14 protein-coding genes are annotated in these 15,085 nt (G+C 64.2%); 4 read left to right on the top strand and 10 right to left on the bottom strand.

Going from position 1 to position 15,085, the window contains the following annotated elements:
- Window positions 1-69: 69 nt before the first annotated feature.
- The 5 genes from gmk to ACO06F_RS13045 all read right to left on the bottom strand — a co-directional run bounded on the left by gmk (window position 70) and on the right by ACO06F_RS13045 (window position 4,807).
- Window positions 70-720, bottom strand: a complete 651-nt coding sequence (gene gmk, locus ACO06F_RS13065) for a guanylate kinase (protein ID WP_421693189.1) — start codon at window positions 718-720, stop codon at window positions 70-72.
- A complete protein-coding gene (locus ACO06F_RS13060) occupies window positions 717-1,604 on the bottom strand; it encodes a YicC/YloC family endoribonuclease (RefSeq protein ID WP_421693188.1) in 888 nt (295 codons plus the stop codon). The genes gmk and ACO06F_RS13060 overlap by 4 nt, the downstream gene beginning before the upstream one ends.
- 66 nt (window positions 1,605-1,670) lie before the next feature.
- Window positions 1,671-3,176, bottom strand: a complete 1,506-nt coding sequence (gene mltG / locus ACO06F_RS13055) for an endolytic transglycosylase MltG (RefSeq protein WP_421693187.1) — start codon at window positions 3,174-3,176, stop codon at window positions 1,671-1,673.
- Between the two features lie 22 nt (window positions 3,177-3,198).
- Window positions 3,199-4,464, bottom strand: a complete 1,266-nt coding sequence (fabF, locus tag ACO06F_RS13050; RefSeq protein ID WP_421693186.1) for a beta-ketoacyl-ACP synthase II — start codon at window positions 4,462-4,464, stop codon at window positions 3,199-3,201.
- A gap of 106 nt (window positions 4,465-4,570) precedes the next feature.
- Window positions 4,571-4,807: an acyl carrier protein gene (locus tag ACO06F_RS13045; RefSeq protein WP_111197536.1), complete on the bottom strand. Its 237-nt coding sequence runs from the start codon at window positions 4,805-4,807 to the stop codon at window positions 4,571-4,573.
- 188 nt (window positions 4,808-4,995) lie between these two features.
- Between ACO06F_RS13045 and ACO06F_RS13040 the strand changes: the two genes are divergently transcribed.
- Window positions 4,996-5,574, top strand: a complete 579-nt coding sequence (locus tag ACO06F_RS13040; protein ID WP_421693185.1) for a DUF4893 domain-containing protein — start codon at window positions 4,996-4,998, stop codon at window positions 5,572-5,574.
- Window positions 5,575-5,723: 149 nt separating this feature from the next.
- Here ACO06F_RS13040 and fabG read toward each other — a convergent pair whose 3' ends face one another.
- Both fabG and fabD read right to left on the bottom strand, forming a co-directional pair.
- Complete coding sequence (gene fabG, locus ACO06F_RS13035) at window positions 5,724-6,464, bottom strand: 3-oxoacyl-[acyl-carrier-protein] reductase (RefSeq protein WP_421693184.1); 741 nt, start codon at window positions 6,462-6,464, stop codon at window positions 5,724-5,726.
- A 6-nt stretch (window positions 6,465-6,470) separates the two neighbouring features.
- Window positions 6,471-7,418, bottom strand: a complete 948-nt coding sequence (gene fabD, locus ACO06F_RS13030) for an ACP S-malonyltransferase (RefSeq protein ID WP_421693183.1) — start codon at window positions 7,416-7,418, stop codon at window positions 6,471-6,473.
- Between the two features lie 101 nt (window positions 7,419-7,519).
- Between fabD and ACO06F_RS13025 the strand changes: the two genes are divergently transcribed.
- Together ACO06F_RS13025 and ACO06F_RS13020 are read left to right on the top strand one after the other, a co-directional pair.
- Window positions 7,520-8,485, top strand: coding sequence for a threonine dehydratase (locus ACO06F_RS13025; protein WP_421693182.1), 966 nt, complete (start codon window positions 7,520-7,522; stop codon window positions 8,483-8,485).
- A gap of 101 nt (window positions 8,486-8,586) precedes the next feature.
- Window positions 8,587-10,389 (top strand): ABC-F family ATP-binding cassette domain-containing protein, encoded by a 1,803-nt coding sequence (locus ACO06F_RS13020; protein ID WP_421693181.1) that lies wholly within the window; start codon window positions 8,587-8,589, stop codon window positions 10,387-10,389.
- Here the strand turns inward: ACO06F_RS13020 and ACO06F_RS13015 are convergent, their stop codons facing one another.
- The 3 genes from ACO06F_RS13015 to ACO06F_RS13005 all read right to left on the bottom strand — a co-directional run bounded on the left by ACO06F_RS13015 (window position 10,390) and on the right by ACO06F_RS13005 (window position 13,795).
- Window positions 10,390-12,294, bottom strand: coding sequence for a DUF2207 domain-containing protein (locus ACO06F_RS13015; RefSeq protein ID WP_421693180.1), 1,905 nt, complete (start codon window positions 12,292-12,294; stop codon window positions 10,390-10,392). It abuts the gene before it with no gap.
- A gap of 1 nt (window position 12,295) precedes the next feature.
- On the bottom strand, window positions 12,296-12,856 hold the full coding sequence (locus ACO06F_RS13010; RefSeq protein WP_421693179.1) for a LemA family protein: 561 nt from the start codon (window positions 12,854-12,856) through the stop codon (window positions 12,296-12,298).
- 63 nt (window positions 12,857-12,919) lie between these two features.
- Window positions 12,920-13,795 (bottom strand): LysR substrate-binding domain-containing protein, encoded by an 876-nt coding sequence (locus ACO06F_RS13005; RefSeq protein WP_421693178.1) that lies wholly within the window; start codon window positions 13,793-13,795, stop codon window positions 12,920-12,922.
- A 98-nt stretch (window positions 13,796-13,893) separates the two neighbouring features.
- Between ACO06F_RS13005 and ACO06F_RS13000 the strand changes: the two genes are divergently transcribed.
- A complete protein-coding gene (locus ACO06F_RS13000; RefSeq protein ID WP_421693177.1) occupies window positions 13,894-15,054 on the top strand; it encodes a 2-aminoethylphosphonate--pyruvate transaminase in 1,161 nt (386 codons plus the stop codon).
- Window positions 15,055-15,085 lie beyond the last annotated feature (31 nt).

The raw sequence follows: 15,085 nt of genomic DNA, 5'->3' as shown, positions 1-15,085 counted from the left end.
CCCTCGCATAATCGCATTCCAGCCATACCGTCACCTCAGCGCAGGCCGGCATGACGTCAATGAAGTGATCTACAAATCCTTCGTCAGCTCACGGACGAATTGCGTCAACCCCACGCGGCGGCTGCGGCGCAGGCGTTCGGCGCGGAGGATGGCTTCGATCTCGGCGCTGGCCACGTCGAGGCTTTCGTTGACGATCACATAATCATATTCCGGCCAGTGGCTGATCTCGGCTGCAGCCTTGGCCATGCGCTTGGCGACGGTCGAGGTGGAATCCTGGGCTCGGCCCATCAGCCGCTGGAGCAGCTCATCCGCCGTGGGCGGCAGGATGAAGATGCGCACCAGGTCTTCCCCCATGGTCGCACCCAGCTGCTGGGTTCCCTGCCAGTCGATGTCGAAGAGAACGTCGCGCCCCGCCTGCAGCGCCTCGATCACCGGGCGCTTCGGCGTGCCGTAGAAATTCCCGAAGACCTCGGCATATTCCAGCAGCTCCTCGCGGTCGCGCAGCTGGGCGAATTCGGCATGGGTGATGAAGTGGTAGTCCCGGCCGTCCACCTCGCCGGGCCGCGGCGCCCGGGTGGTGACAGAGACGGACATGGTGATGTTGGCGTCCGACGCAAGCAGTCGGCGCGACAGGGTTGTCTTGCCGGCACCCGAAGGCGACGACATGACGAGCAGCAGGCCGCGGCGCGAGATAAAAGTCATGTCGGCTGTCTTCTTCATTCGATGTTCTGAACCTGCTCGCGCATCTGGTCGATGACGGTTTTGAGATCGAGGCCAATCGCGGTGAGGGACCGGTCGGCGGATTTGGAACACAGCGTGTTGGCCTCGCGGTTGAACTCCTGCGCCAGGAAATCGAACTTGCGCCCCACCACTTCATTGGAAGCCAGAAGTGCCTGGGCTGCCTCCACGTGAGACTGGAGCCGGTCCAGCTCCTCCTGAATGTCGGCGCGCGTGGCGGCCATCACCGCCTCCTGGTGCAGCCGGTCGGGGTCCAGCGCAGCGCCAGTCTCGAGCAGGCGCGAGACCTGCTCGGCGAGCCTGGCGCGGATCGCGTCCGGGCTGCGCGAAGGGTTGGCGCGGGCGGCATCCGACAAATCGGTGATGCGCTGAACCTGTGCGCCCACCACGGCGCGAAGCCGCTCGCCTTCCTCGCGGCGCGCTGCGGCAAGCGATGAGAGCGCCTCCCCGAAGCTTGCGAGGATGGCGGCGTTGCGCTGCTCGGCGTCCGCCTCATCCTCCGGCAGGCTGGCAACCTCCACCACGCCCTTGATCGAGAGCAGGACATCGGCCCGCAGCGGCTCTCCCCCGATGCGCTCCCGCAGCGCCTCTCCGGCCTGCACCAGCCGGTCCAGTATGTCCTGGTTGAGGCGCACCGTTTCGCGCGCGATCTGTCCGCTGATGCTGAGCGTGACCTGCAGATTGCCACGGTGGAAGCCACTGGCCAGCGCGGCGCGCACCGGCACTTCAAGCGCCTCGAAGCCTTGTGGCAACTTAAGGCGAACGTCCAGCGCCTTGCCGTTCACGCTCTTGATCTCCCATTGCCAGAACAGGCCTTGGCGCTCGCCGGAGTGCCGGGCAAATCCGGTCATGCTGGAAATGGGCATCTCGTCGTCCCTGAACGGTGAATCAGGCAGAGAGCTTTAGAACAGTTCAGGCGCGCAGGGAAAGCCTCAGGGTTGCGGCCTGAGCCGGGGGATCACGGCGGGGCGCCCCTCTACCATCACGATGGTGCCCGGCTTCAGCGTGACCCGCTCCGGGGCAGCAGCAATGACGGGCTTGACCCGCGGCGTGGGCACGGCGACGGCGGCCGGGGGCTTTGGCGCGGGGGCCGGTGCTGGCGCGGCTTCAGGTGCTGGCGCGGCTTCGGGTGCGGGGGCCGGAACAGGCGCCGACGGCTCCGGCGCAGGGGGCTCCGGGGCAAGAGCAGGCGGTTCCGGTGCAGGCGCGGGGGGAGGTGTTTCCGCGGCCTGCGGAGCAGGTGCCGGAGGAGCCGGCTCAGGCTCAGGCGCCACATCTGCCAAGGGGCCGGCACTATCTGCGGGAGGAGCGGGAGCGGCGGGGGCCTCGGGCTCAGGCGCCGTCACCGCCTCGGGCTGGGGCGACGCATCATCCTCCGTATCGGCAGCGGCCGTTGCCGCGGCATTGCCGGCAATCTGCCGCCAGGCCTTCACGTTGCGGTTATGCTCATCGAGCGTTGCGGCAAAGGCGTGCCCGCCGGTGCCATCCGCCACGAAGAACAGCTTGTCGGTCACCTGCGGCGCCAGCACCGCCTCGAGCGCGGCGCGGCCGGGATTGGCGATGGGCCCCGGCGGCAAGCCGTCGATCCGGTAGGTGTTGTAGGGTGTCGCCGTATCGATGTCGGAGCGGGTCAGCGGCCGGTCGAGCCGCCCTTTGCCCCCGGCGATGCCATAGATGATCGTGGGGTCCGACTGCAGGCGCATGCCCTTCATCAGCCGGTTGATGAATACTGACGCGATGAGCGGCCGCTCCTCCGCAACCGCCGTCTCCTTCTCGACGATGGAGGCAAGTGTTACGGCCTGTTCCTTGGTGGCGATTTCGGGCACGGGCACGCGCGCGGCCCACAGCTCATCCAGAAGCTTTGCCTGCGCCGCCTGCATGTCCTCCACCAGCTTCTGCCGTGTCATGCCGCGGCGAAACACATAGGTGTCCGGCATGATGGCGCCTTCCGGCGGCACCGCGGCCGGAGGGCCCGTCAGCACCTCATTGGCATTGACGCGCGCCACGGCCATTTCACTGGTGAAGCCCTCTGGGATGAGGATCTTGTAGGTCACGGCCTTGCCGCTGGCGATGAGCGCCATCACGTCGCTCATGGGCGAGGCCTTGGCAAAGGCGTATTCGCCTGCCTTCAGCTTGGTGCGCTGCCCGGTGAGCTGCGCCATCACCGCGAAGAGGCGGCCGTTGGAGATGATGCCGTTCTTCTCCAGCGCAGCGCCGATCTCGGATGACGAGAGGCCCTGCTCCACCGTGAACACCTTGTCCTCCGCCAGGGGGCCAGGTGCCGTGTATTGGCTCTGCGCATAAAACCCCGCGCCGAGGGCAGCGATGCCGAAGGCCAGGACGATCAGGAAGGTCCAGAGAAGCACGCGGAACACCGCGGAGGCCCGCCGCTTGGTCTGCCGCGGTCCCGGCACCTTCACGGATGGCTGCGGTTTCATCAACCTGCGTATCCCCCAGCGTCTATGCCGCGTAGCGGCGCATGATCAGCGAAGCGTTGGTGCCACCAAAACCAAAGGAATTGGACAGAACTGTGTTGATCTCTTTCGGCTTCGCCGTCTGCGGCACGAGGTCGATCCGCGTGTCGACGGACGGGTGGTCGAGGTTGATCGTCGGCGGGGCTACATTGTCACGGATTGCGAGAATGGAGAAGATCGCTTCCACCGCCCCCGCCGCACCCAGCAAATGGCCGATCGAGGACTTGGTGGAGGACATGGTGAGCTCCGCCGTGCGGTTACCCATCAGCCGCTCGACGGCGCGCAGCTCGATCTCATCGCCCAGAGGCGTCGATGTGCCATGCGCATTCACATAGTCGATCTCATGCGCCTGAAGCCCCGCGCGCTTCAGCGCCGCCGTCATGCAGCGGAAGGCGCCGTCGCCATCGGGCGATGGCGCGGTCACGTGATAGGCATCGCCTGACATGCCATAGCCCACCACCTCGGCATAGATCGTGGCGCCGCGCGCCTTCGCATGCTCGAGTTCCTCGAGCACCACGATGCCCGCACCTTCGCCCATCACGAAGCCATCGCGGTCTCTGTCATAGGGGCGCGATCCCTTCTCCGGCGTGTCATTGAAGTGGGTGGACAGCGCCTTGCAGGCGATGAAGCCCGCAATGCCGATCCGGCAGATGGCCGATTCAGCCCCTCCTGCCACCATGATGTCGGCATCGTCGAAGGCGATCAGCCGCGCGGCATCGCCAATGGCGTGGGAGCCCGTCGAACAGGCGGTCACCACCGCATGGTTCGGACCCTTGAGCCCGAATTCGATCGAGATGAGCCCGGAGGCGAGATTGATCAGCGAGCCGGGAATGAAGAACGGGCTGATGCGGCGCGGGCCCTTCTCGTTCATCAGCGTGGTCGTGTCGGCAATGTTGCTCAAGCCGCCAATGCCGGAGCCGACGAGCACGCCTGCGCGGCACTTCTCGTCCTCGGTCTTGAGCTCGACTCCTGCATCTTTCATCGCCTGCTTGGCGGCGGCCACGGCATAGATGATGAAGTCGTCATAGCGGCGGATTTCCTTGGCATCCATCCACTGTTCGGGATTGAAGCTGCCATCGCTGCCGTCACCACGTTTCACTTCGCAGGCGATCTGGCACGGCAGGTCCGAGGCATCGAAACGCGTGATCTTGCCAGCGCCCGATGCGCCCGCGAGCAGGCGGCTCCACGTTTCGTCAACGCCGGAGGCAAGCGGGGTGACCATTCCAAGTCCGGTGACGACGACACGGCGCATGCAAAGACCTTCCTATGCGAAAACGCGGCGGCAGGCTTGTCTCATAGCCTGCCTCCGCGCAAAATCTAACTTTGATCGCGCCCAAGGGCCCGATCGAACGCAGCACTCAGGCAGCGCTCTTCTCAATGAACTTGACGGCGTCACCGACAGTCTGGATCGACTCGGCCGCGTCGTCCGGAATCTCGATGCCGAACTCTTCTTCGAAGGCCATGACCAGCTCGACCGTGTCGAGGCTGTCCGCGCCGAGGTCGTCGATGAAGCTCGCTTCCGCCTTCACCTTGTCGGCGTCAACGCCGAGATGCTCGACGACGATCTTCTTCACCCGCTCAGCCACATCACTCATTGTTTTATCGTCCTTGGTTTGTTTTATCGTCTCTGTCGGCAGGACAGCAGGACCCCTGCGGCCCCCCACACGCCGGGGGCTTCCCTAGCACACATTTCCGAGGGAGGTCAAAAGGGGCCTTGCAGCATGGCGCCTCTAAAATGCCCTTGGCTCTTGCGGGCCGCGCAAGGCTTTGGCACGCTTGCCCCATGAAGCGCATTCTCATCACCCTCATGGTTCTGGCTACGGCAATTTCGGTGGCAAGGGCCGATGGCGAACTCGACAAGCTGTTGACGTCATTCGACAAACAGCGCCTTGCCCAGTTTGACGAAACGGAACGCCAGGCGCTTGCCGAGGCCCGCGCCGGCGGTTCGCGGGAAGATGTGGCGGTGCTGGATGCCGCACTGGCCGGAAGTCCCTTGGCCGTGGAAGGCGCCTTCGATCCCGTCGGAAACTGGAAGTGCCGCACGATCAAGGCCGGGGGCACGTTGCCGCTCACCGTCTATTCCTGGTTCAACTGCCGCATTTCGGATGATGGCGCAGGCTGGGTGCTGGAAAAGATCTCCGGCTCCCAGCGCACGACTGGCCGATTCTACACCCTCTCCGCGACCCGCCTGGCCTATCTCGGTGCCGGCCACGTGGCAGGCGAAGCCCCGCGCCGCTATGGGGAAGACGCGAAGGAAGACCAGGTCGCGATCGTCGAACGCCTGGCCAAGAACCGCCTCGTCTTCCAGTTCCCAGCTCCGCAATACGAATCAAAACTGGATATTCTCGTGCTGGAGCGCTGAGAAGGAGCGAGCCCACACAACGCTGCGCGATTGGAACGTCCCACATCCCGTCATCCCCGCGAAGGCGGGAATCCCGCTTCTCTTTCAGCGCATGTTGAAGCAAAGCGGGATTCCGGCCGGCGCCGGAATGACGGCCAGGATGGAGTGGCCTATACCATCGCCATGCCGCCATTGACGTGAAGCGTCTGGCCGGTGATGTAATTTGCTTCCTGCGAGGCGAGGAACAATACGGCCGCCGCCACATCCTCTGGCGTTCCGAGCTTGGCCGCAGGCACGCGGGCCAGGATCATTTCCTTCTGCTTCTCCGTCAGCACGTCCGTCATCGGCGTGGCGATGAAGCCGGGTGCCACGGCATTGACGGTCACGCTGCGCGCCGCAAGCTCCTGCGCAAGAGACTTGGTGAGGCCGATCACGCCCGCCTTGGAGGCCACGTAATTCGCTTGGCCCGGATTGCCCGTCACACCGACAACCGAGGTGATGTTGACGATGCGGCCCCAGCGCCGCTTCATCATGCCGCGCATGGCGCTGCGCGCCAGCCGGAAGGAGGCGGTGAGGTTCACATCAATCACTGCGCTCCAGTCCTCATCCTTCATGCGCATGGCAAGACCGTCCTTGGTGATGCCGGCATTGTTGACGAGAATATCGAGCGTGCCCATCGCCGCCTCTGCCTCCGGCACAAGCTTCTCCACGGCTGCGGAATCGGAGAGATTGCAGGGCAGCACGAAGACGCGCTCGCCACCCAATTCCGCCTTCAGCTCTTCCAGCACGGCGGCCCGCGTGCCGGACACTGCAATGGTGGCGCCTGCCCTGTGCAGTGCCTTGGCGATGGCAGCACCAATGCCGCCGGTCGCGCCGGTGACAAGCGCGGTCTTGCCGGTGAGATCGAACATGATGAATTATCCTTTGATCTGCGCCGCGGCCGCGGCAATGTCTTCAGCTGAATTGATGGCGAAGGCCGTGGCCTCCGGCGCATTCTTCTTCGAAAGCCCGGTCAGCACCTTGCCCGCACCAATCTCATAGAAACGCGCAACACCTTGCGCCACCATGAATCCCACGCATTCGCGCCAGCGCACCGTGCCGGTCACCTGCGCCACAAGGCTTGCACGGATTGCCGCAGGATCGGTGAGCGGCAAGGCCCCCACATTGGCAATGAGCGGCACGCAGGGCGCATGCATCGTCACCTTCGCAAGGGCCTCTGCCATCACGTCGGCTGCGGGCTGCATCAGCGCGCAGTGGAAGGGTGCGGACACCGGCAGCATCACCGCGCGCTTTGCACCCTTGGCCTTGGCGATCTCGGCACAGCGCTCAACCGCAGCCTTGGTGCCGGAAACGACCACCTGGCCATCGCTGTTGTCATTGGCGGCCTGGCACACCTCGCCTTGTGCTGCCTCCGCAGCTGCAGCAGCAGCCGTAGCAAAGTCGAGGCCCAGAAGGGCTGCCATGGCGCCGGTGCCCACGGGTGTGGCGCTCTGCATCGCCAGCCCGCGCGTCTTCAGAAGGCGGGCCGCATCGGCAAGCGAGAAGGTGCCCGCCGCAGCCAATGCGGAATATTCCCCAAGCGAATGGCCCGCAACGAAGGCTGCGGTGTTGGCAACGGTAATGCCATGCTCGGCCTCGAGTACGCGGATCACCGCCATGGACACGGCCATCAGCGCCGGCTGGGCATTCTCCGTCAGGGTCAGCTCAATCTCGGGCCCCTCCCACATCAGCGTGGAAAGCCTCTGGCCCAATGCGGCATCGACCTCTTCGAACACCGAGCGGGCCGCGGCAAAATTTTCCGCAAGGCTTTTCCCCATGCCGATGGCCTGGCTGCCCTGGCCCGGAAACATGAAGGCCGTTGTCATGGTCGATCCCCGTTCAAATCATGTGGTTGAGGGTTGAGAAACATGCGGCGCAACCAGAGTCAAGGTTGACCCTTCATGGAGGATGGGCCTTACTCACCCCCATGTACACCGCTGACGAACTCGAACAGGCCAGCCGCATCGTCTATGCCGCCATGCCGCCCACCCCGCAATTCGCCTGGCCCCTGCTGTGCGAGGAGACCGGCTGCGAAACCTGGGTGAAGCACGAGAACCATACGCCAACCGGCGCCTTCAAGGTGCGGGGCGGCCTTGTTCACATGAAGCTCAGGAAGGACCGGGGCCAGACCGGTGGCGTCATCACCGCAACGCGCGGCAATCACGGCCAGTCCATTCCCTTTGCCGCGGCCCGCGTTGGCATCAAGTCCACCATCGTCTGCCCCATCGGCAATTCGCCGGAGAAGAACGCCGCCATGCGGGCCCTGGGTGCCGAGCTGATCGAGACCGGCCATGATTTTGACGCCGCCCGCGAAACCGCCATGGACATGGCAAAGGCCCGCGGCCTCGACTTCATCCCCTCCTTCGGCAAGGAGCTGGTGATGGGGGTGACAACCTATGCCCATGAGCTGTTCCGCGCGGCGGGAGAGCTCGATGCCATCTATGTGCCCGTCGGCATGGGGTCCGGCATCGTCGGCACCATTGCCGCGCGGGACATGCTGGGCCTCAGGACCAAGGTGATCGGCGTGGTGGCCGAAGGTGCCAATGCCATCGCTTTGTCCTTCGCGGCGGGACAGCCCGTCTCCACCAACACGGCATCCACCTTTGCCGATGGCATGGCGGTGCGCGTGGTGAACCCCGAAGCCTTCGCCCACATCGCCCGCGGCGCGGACCGGATCGTGACGGTGAGCGATGATGAGATCGCCGAGGCCGTCAGGCTTTATTTCCGTTGCTGCCACACCATTGCAGAAGGGGCAGGCGCAGCCCCCCTCGCTGCCCTCATGCAGGAGCGCGAGCAGATGAAGGGCAAGCGCGTGGGCGTAATCCTCTCGGGCGGCAACATCGACATGCCCAAATTTGCCGAGCTGCTGCAGGGGACGACTCCCGCGGCGTGAGTGGCCCTGGCAAAGCCCTGCTACCTGGCCCCTCGCAGGTTGCGGGCACGCAAATGCGAGAGGATTTGCCAATACGGTAAAATGCTCTAGACCCCGCTCCCATGAGCAGAATTCTCCTTCATCTTCGCGGCATCGGCCTCACCTTCGGCGGGCGTCCCATATTGGAAGACGCGGAACTCGCCGTGGCGGAAGGAGAGCGTGTGGCACTCGTCGGGCGCAACGGCTCGGGAAAGTCGACACTTCTCAAGATCGCTGCCGGCATGATCGAGGCGGACAAGGGCGAGCGCTGGGTGCAGCCCGGCACCACCATCCGCTATCTCCCGCAGGAGCCCGATCTCTCGGCCTATGAAAATGTCCGCGCCTATGTGGAGGCGGGATTGGGCCCCACGGATGATCCGCACCGCTGCACCTATCTCCTGAGCGAGCTGGGCCTCAGCGGCGAGGAGCGCCCTGCAACGCTCTCCGGCGGCGAAATCCGCCGCGCCGCCATTGCCCGCACCCTGGCGCCCTCGCCTGACATTCTGCTGCTCGATGAGCCCACCAACCATCTGGACCTTCCGGCCATTGAATGGCTCGAAGCCGAGCTCAAGTCGCTCCGCTCCGCCTTCGTGCTCATCAGCCATGACCGGCGCTTCCTCGATGCCCTCACCAACCGCACCGTCTGGCTGGACCGCGGCGCGTCGCGAAGGCTGGAACGCGGCTTCGCCTTCTTCGAAGCCTGGCGCGATGAGGTGCTGGCGAAAGAGGAGGCGGAGCAGGTGCTCCTGTCCAAGCGCATCGAGGCCGAAGAACACTGGATGCGCTATGGCGTGACCGCTAGGCGCAAGCGCAACATGCGCCGGGTGGATCTGCTGGCAAGCTTGCGCAGCGAGCGGAAGGAGCATGTGGGCCAGCAGGGCGGCGTCCGCATGGCCTCCTCCGCGGGCGATCTCTCGGGCAAGCTGGTGGCGGAGGCGAAGTCCGTCTCCAAGAGCTTTGGCGACAGGACGATCATCAGCAATCTCGACCTTCTGGTGATGCGGGGCGACAGGCTGGGCATCGTCGGCCCCAATGGCGCGGGAAAAACCACCCTCATCAAGCTTCTCACCGGCGAGCTTGATCCCGATTCAGGCGCGATCCGGCTCGGCACCAATCTGCAAACGGTGAAGCTGGACCAGTCCCGCCAGAGCCTTGATCCCACGGCCACGCTGGCGGATGTGATCACCGATGGCCGCGGCTCTTCCGTCACGGTCAATGGCGAGACGAAGCATGTCGTCAGCTATATGAAGGATTTCCTGTTCCCGCCGGAGAAGGCGCGCACCCCCGTCAGCGTGCTCTCGGGCGGAGAGCGCGGCCGGCTGATCCTGGCGCGGGAGCTTGCCAAGCCCTCGAACCTCTTGATCCTGGACGAACCCACCAATGATCTCGACCTCGAAACGCTGGACATGCTGCAGGAAATGCTGGCCGATTATCCGGGCACCATCCTGCTCGTCAGCCATGATCGTGACTTTCTGGACCGTGTCGCCACCTCCGTGCTGATGGCGGAGGGAAATGGGACGTGGACGGAATATGCCGGCGGCTATTCGGACATGGTCAACCAGCGCGGTCAGGGTGTCGAAGCCCGCAAGGTGAAGGCGGAGCCCGCAAAGCCAAGCGCCGCACAGCGCGTTGAAACCCCTCAGGCCCAGCGCAAACTCTCCTTCAAGGAAAAGCACGCGCTCGAGACGCTTCCCGCGGCCATGAAGAAACTCGAGGGCGAAATCGCCACGCTCGAAGCGAAGCTCGCCGATGCGGCCCTCTTCACGCGCGATCCGAAAGCCTTCGCGCAGTCCGCCTCCCGCCTCTCCGCCGTGCGTGAGGAACTGGCAAAATCCGAGGAGCAATGGCTCGAGCTTGAAATGAAGCGGGAAGCGCTCGAAGGCTGATCACCAGCCGCCGCCGCCGCCCCCGCCGCCGCCGCCGCCTGAGAATCCACCCCCGCCCGAACCGGAACTCCGCCCTGGTGCTGTGGCGGCAGATGCGGCACTTGCGGCCAGGCTGCTCCCCAGACTGTTGGTAAAGCTGCCGGAGCGGCCAAAGTCCCAGCTGTTGCCTGAATACCAGAGAGGGCCAGCGGCACCGGCCGCTGCGGCGGCTGCCAGCACGGCGGCGAATTTGGCATTCCACTCATTTTCGCAGTCGAGCGCCAGCGCATAGGGCAGGTAGCGCTCGAACAGCTCCGGCGTCTTCTCCGGCGGATTGAGCACGTTGAGGCGGTCTTCCTCGGCCGTCGACAGATAGAGCTTGAAACCCTCGATCTGGTCCAGAAGCCTGCGGCCCGTCTCCGTCGGCGCGCGCAGCAAATGGTAGAAGATCACGTTCATCAGGCTGAGCAGAACCGCCACCGCCACAAGAACATAGAGCCCAGGCGAACCGCCGCCCTGCATCAGCATGAATCCCGGCCCGATTACGCCCGCGCCGATGAAGGGAAACAGCACGATAAGCCCGAAGAGTGAGGATATTTTCGCCCAGCCGCGCGCCGACATCAGCCCCTTGATCGACGCCCAGCCCACGGCCAGGATCACGCCCCACCAAACCGCCGTCCAGCCCATTGCAAACAGTCCGAGCACGCCGTCAGGCCCCGGCATCATCAGCGCCCCCGCAATGAGGCAGATGACCGAGATGGCGAGCCCTCCTGCAAACCAGCCAAGGTTTCGCAGGAACACCTTGCCATCATATTCGCGCTTCAAGGCGTTCTCGAGCGCGGTTTTTGCAGCGCCCACCACGGCATGGTTCGATTGCCGGAGTCCGGTGCTTCCCTGCGGCAATGCCGCATAGAGCGCCCGCTCGGAAATGGTGAGAGGCTCGCTGCCAGAATCCGCAAGCTTGGTGATGGCGAAGCTGTTGCCGTCATCGGCAATCCTGAGGCGGCCCTTGACCGCAAGCCCCACCATTGCCGCAGCGAAGGTCTTCGCATCCGCGCCATAGCGGGAGACATAGCGCACGGCGGCAGGTCCCATGCCCTTGGGCGGGGTGAACAGCGGGATGATCGTGCCCTTGGCGGGATCGCGCCCCACCTTGTTCCAGGCAAAGAGAAAATACAGTCCCGATGCGATAAGCCCCAGGCCCAATGCGAAGAAGCCCGCATTGTCCGACAGCCACCATGCCCATTTCTGTGAATCGGAGGGTGGCGTCACCAGTCCCTTCTGCCAGGCAACACTCACCGTCAGGCCTTCGCCCCGCTGCAGCGGCGCCGTCGTCACTGCTTCAAAGAGATTGCCGCTCGCCGTGAGAACGCGCACGTCCCGCGCCTTGCTGCCATAGGCTCCGGTATATTCCGCATGCTGAGAAATCTCGGCACCTGCAGGCAGGCGGATCGCGATCCGTGCGGCAGAAATGGGCAGCTCCCAGCCGTTGCCGGTCACATTCCAGTACAGCTCGTCATAGCCCTCGAAAAAGCCGATCTGCCGCGTGGTGCGATAGCTGATCTCATAGCGGTGCACACCATCGTTCAGGAACACGTCCTTGTCCCCGATCTTGATGCGTGTGCCATTGCTCAAGGGTTCAAGCGTGAAGGGTTCCGCAGTCCCGTCCCGGCGCACCTCCTGCACATCGAAGCCAACCACAACCCGCTGGCCGCTTGGGTCCGTGTAGGCCGTGGGAAAGTCGCGGTAGATCCCGTGCTTGATGTCAACGCCCTCGGACTGGACGATGATCGTCTCGCGCACATCGAGGCTCGCATCGGCATTCACCGACGCCAGGCTGTAGAAATTGAGAATGCGTTCCTCAGCCAGTGCGGGCGCTGTCAGCGCCAGCAGCAGCCCGAAGCTCAGAGCAAGGAGGCGGCGCATCTCAGCGCGTCTTGAAATCGACCTTCGGCACTTCGCGCGCCGCGGCATCTCCGATCTCGAAGAATTCGGCCTTCTCGAATTTGAACTGCGTGGCAATCAGGTTCGAGGGAAAGCTCTCGATCATGGTGTTGAGGTTCCTGACCGCGCCATTGTAATAGCGCCGCGACAGCTGGATCTCGTCCTCGATGCCGGCAAGCTTGTCCTGCAGGTCGCGGAAATTGGCATCGGCTTTGAGCTGCGGATAGGCCTCCGCCACGGCGAAGAGTTTGCCCAGCGCCTGGCTCATGGCCTGGCCTACGGCGGATTGTTCAGCCACGCTTCCGCCGGAGATGGATTTGGCGCGCAGCTCCGCAATGTCATGGAACAGCTTGTCCTCATGCGCGGCATAGCCCTTCACCGTCTCGATGAGATTGGGGATCAGATCGGCCCGGCGGCGCAATTGCACGTCGATGCCGCTCCAGCCCTCCGCCACCAGATTCTTGTTCCGCACCAGCCCGTTATAGGCAAAGACGAGATAAGCGATGGAGAGGACGATGACGCCCAGAAGAATATAGCCGATCATGCCGAGAAGCCCCCCTGTTCCGCGGGAATATGAGGCTTCGGCCCCAGCGCGGCAAGGCCAAGCTTATGCAATGGGTTTCGCGGCCTCCCGCTCCAGCGTGAAGAAGGAGCGGATCACATGGAGCGCGCTGCGGGACTTGAGGCAGATCATCCATTCCTCCATTTCCGTGGTCCAGTCGGGGATGGCCAGCACCGCAAGCCTCCCGTCCGGCACCAGTTCCCCCTTGGACATGATGGCAAGCCCAAGCCCCTCGGCCGCCGCCTCACGCGCCGCCTCCCGGCTCTCGATTTCGATGGCGCCCGACAGGGTGATGCCTCGGCGCCCCGCCTCGTCCAGAAGAAGTGTCCGTGTCATTGAGCCCTCCTCGCGCAGAATAAGCGGCAGCTTGACGAGCTGCTCAAAACGGATCTCCTTCAGTTTCGAAAGCTTGGAGCTCCGCTGCACCACGGCGACGAGCCGGTCACTGCGCAGCTTCCGCGCCAGAAACCCCGCGTCCGGGGGGCGCTCCGCGGTAATGGCGATGTCGATCGAGAAATCCTCCAGCCGCTTCACCAATTGTGCGGAGTTTCCGGTCACGAGCCTGACGGAGAGCTTCGGGTGCTTCAGCCGGAACCGCGCCAGTTCCGGCAGAATGTGCACGGCGGCATCGGCCCCGATGGTGAGTTGGCCCTCTTCCAGCGTCCGCCCGCGGGAGAGCAGCTCCATCGCTTCCGTTTCCGCCTCGAACAGCCGCTCGGCAATGGCAAACAGCTTGCGGCCCATATCCGTCAGCGCCACGCCGGAGGACCCGCGCGTAAACAATTGCACGCCGTAGCTTTCCTCCAGCTTCCGCACATGGTCGGAGACGGCGGGCTGCGTCAGCCCCAGGGCTTCGCCGGCGCGGGAGAATCCATTGTGCACGGCGACGGCATGAAAGGCCTTGATCTGGGCGTGTCGCATATCATTCAAACTTATGTGGTGCATAAGAACATACGATTTGACTGATACAGGTCAAGCGCCCATTTTCCGGTTTCGCGTTCCTCTCAGGATGATGCCCCATGGACAAGATGACCCAGCGCTTCAACGGCCCGCCCGGCCAGGAAGACATGCCTTATCTGCTCACCCCCGGCCCCCTCACCACCTCCCGCACGGTGAAAGCCGCGATGCTGGCGGACTGGGGCTCGCGTGACATCGGCTTCCGCAGCATCGTCGCTGATATCCGCAACGGTCTCCTGGGGCTCGCAGGCTGCGATGACACCTATGAATGCGTGATCATGCAGGGCTCGGGCACCTTCGCCATCGAAGCCGCGCTCGGCGCCTTCTGCCCCAAGGCGGATGCGAAGACGCTGGTCGTCGCCAATGGCGCCTATGGTGATCGCGCGGCCTCAATCCTCACCCGCTTGGGGCGCCCGGTGGTCAAGATCGACAAGGGTGACAGCGCAGCACCTTCCGCAGAAGAGGTTGCGGCCACGCTCGATGCCGATCCGGCGATCAGCCATGTCTGGGTCATCCATTGCGAAACCACCTCCGGCATCGTCAACCCGATTGAAGAGATCGCCCGCGTGGTGAAAACCCGCGGCAAGATCTACATGGTGGACGCCATGTCCTCCTTCGGCGCCGTGCCGCTCAACATGGCGGTGGGCATGGATGTCATGGTCTCGTCGTCCAACAAATGCATCGAAGGCGTTCCCGGCTTCTCCTATGTGCTGGTGAAGCGCCACATGCTGCTCGGCTCCCGCGGCATGAGCCACTCCGTGGTGCTCGATCTCTATGAGCAGTGGAAGGGCCTCGAGGCCAATGGCCAGTTCCGCTTCACGCCCCCCACCCATGCGCTCGCCGCCTTCCACCAGGCCATGCGGGAACATGCGGAGGAAGGCGGTGTCGCCGCCCGCGGCGCCCGCTACCAGCGCAATGCCCGCATCCTGATCCAGGGCATGCGCGACATGGGCTTCTCCACCTTGCTGTCTGACAATGAGGCGGGCCCCATCATCCAGACCTTCCTCACCCCGCGCGATCCCAATTTCGATTTCGAGCAATTCTACGAAGACCTGCGCACCCGCGGCTTTGCCATCTATCCCGGCAAGCTGACCAGGCGCCCGAGTTTCCGCATCGGCACCATCGGCAAGGTCGACGAAACAGTGATGCACGCCGTGCTGAAAGCCATTCAGGAGGTGCTGACGGAAATGGGCGTCACAGACTTAAGGCCGCTGGAAGGTTAAGTAGCACGAAGTCCCCCCCTCTCCCCCAGAA

The organism is Aestuariivirga sp. (assembly GCF_965227715.1).
Classification (GTDB): Bacteria; Pseudomonadota; Alphaproteobacteria; order Rhizobiales; family Aestuariivirgaceae; genus Aestuariivirga.
This window is presented reverse-complemented; position numbering and strand designations above follow the sequence as displayed.

Coding starts and splice junctions, on each gene's coding strand:
- gmk (WP_421693189.1), bottom strand. CDS start 720: ATGAAGAAGACAGCCGACATGACTTTTATCTCGCGCCGCGGCCTGCTG.
- ACO06F_RS13060 (WP_421693188.1), bottom strand. CDS start 1,604: ATGCCCATTTCCAGCATGACCGGATTTGCCCGGCACTCCGGCGAGCGC.
- mltG (WP_421693187.1), bottom strand. CDS start 3,176: ATGAAACCGCAGCCATCCGTGAAGGTGCCGGGACCGCGGCAGACCAAG.
- fabF (WP_421693186.1), bottom strand. CDS start 4,464: ATGCGCCGTGTCGTCGTCACCGGACTTGGAATGGTCACCCCGCTTGCC.
- ACO06F_RS13045 (WP_111197536.1), bottom strand. CDS start 4,807: ATGAGTGATGTGGCTGAGCGGGTGAAGAAGATCGTCGTCGAGCATCTC.
- ACO06F_RS13040 (WP_421693185.1), top strand. CDS start 4,996: ATGAAGCGCATTCTCATCACCCTCATGGTTCTGGCTACGGCAATTTCG.
- fabG (WP_421693184.1), bottom strand. CDS start 6,464: ATGTTCGATCTCACCGGCAAGACCGCGCTTGTCACCGGCGCGACCGGC.
- fabD (WP_421693183.1), bottom strand. CDS start 7,418: ATGACAACGGCCTTCATGTTTCCGGGCCAGGGCAGCCAGGCCATCGGC.
- ACO06F_RS13025 (WP_421693182.1), top strand. CDS start 7,520: ATGTACACCGCTGACGAACTCGAACAGGCCAGCCGCATCGTCTATGCC.
- ACO06F_RS13020 (WP_421693181.1), top strand. CDS start 8,587: ATGAGCAGAATTCTCCTTCATCTTCGCGGCATCGGCCTCACCTTCGGC.
- ACO06F_RS13015 (WP_421693180.1), bottom strand. CDS start 12,294: ATGCGCCGCCTCCTTGCTCTGAGCTTCGGGCTGCTGCTGGCGCTGACA.
- ACO06F_RS13010 (WP_421693179.1), bottom strand. CDS start 12,856: ATGATCGGCTATATTCTTCTGGGCGTCATCGTCCTCTCCATCGCTTAT.
- ACO06F_RS13005 (WP_421693178.1), bottom strand. CDS start 13,795: ATGCGACACGCCCAGATCAAGGCCTTTCATGCCGTCGCCGTGCACAAT.
- ACO06F_RS13000 (WP_421693177.1), top strand. CDS start 13,894: ATGGACAAGATGACCCAGCGCTTCAACGGCCCGCCCGGCCAGGAAGAC.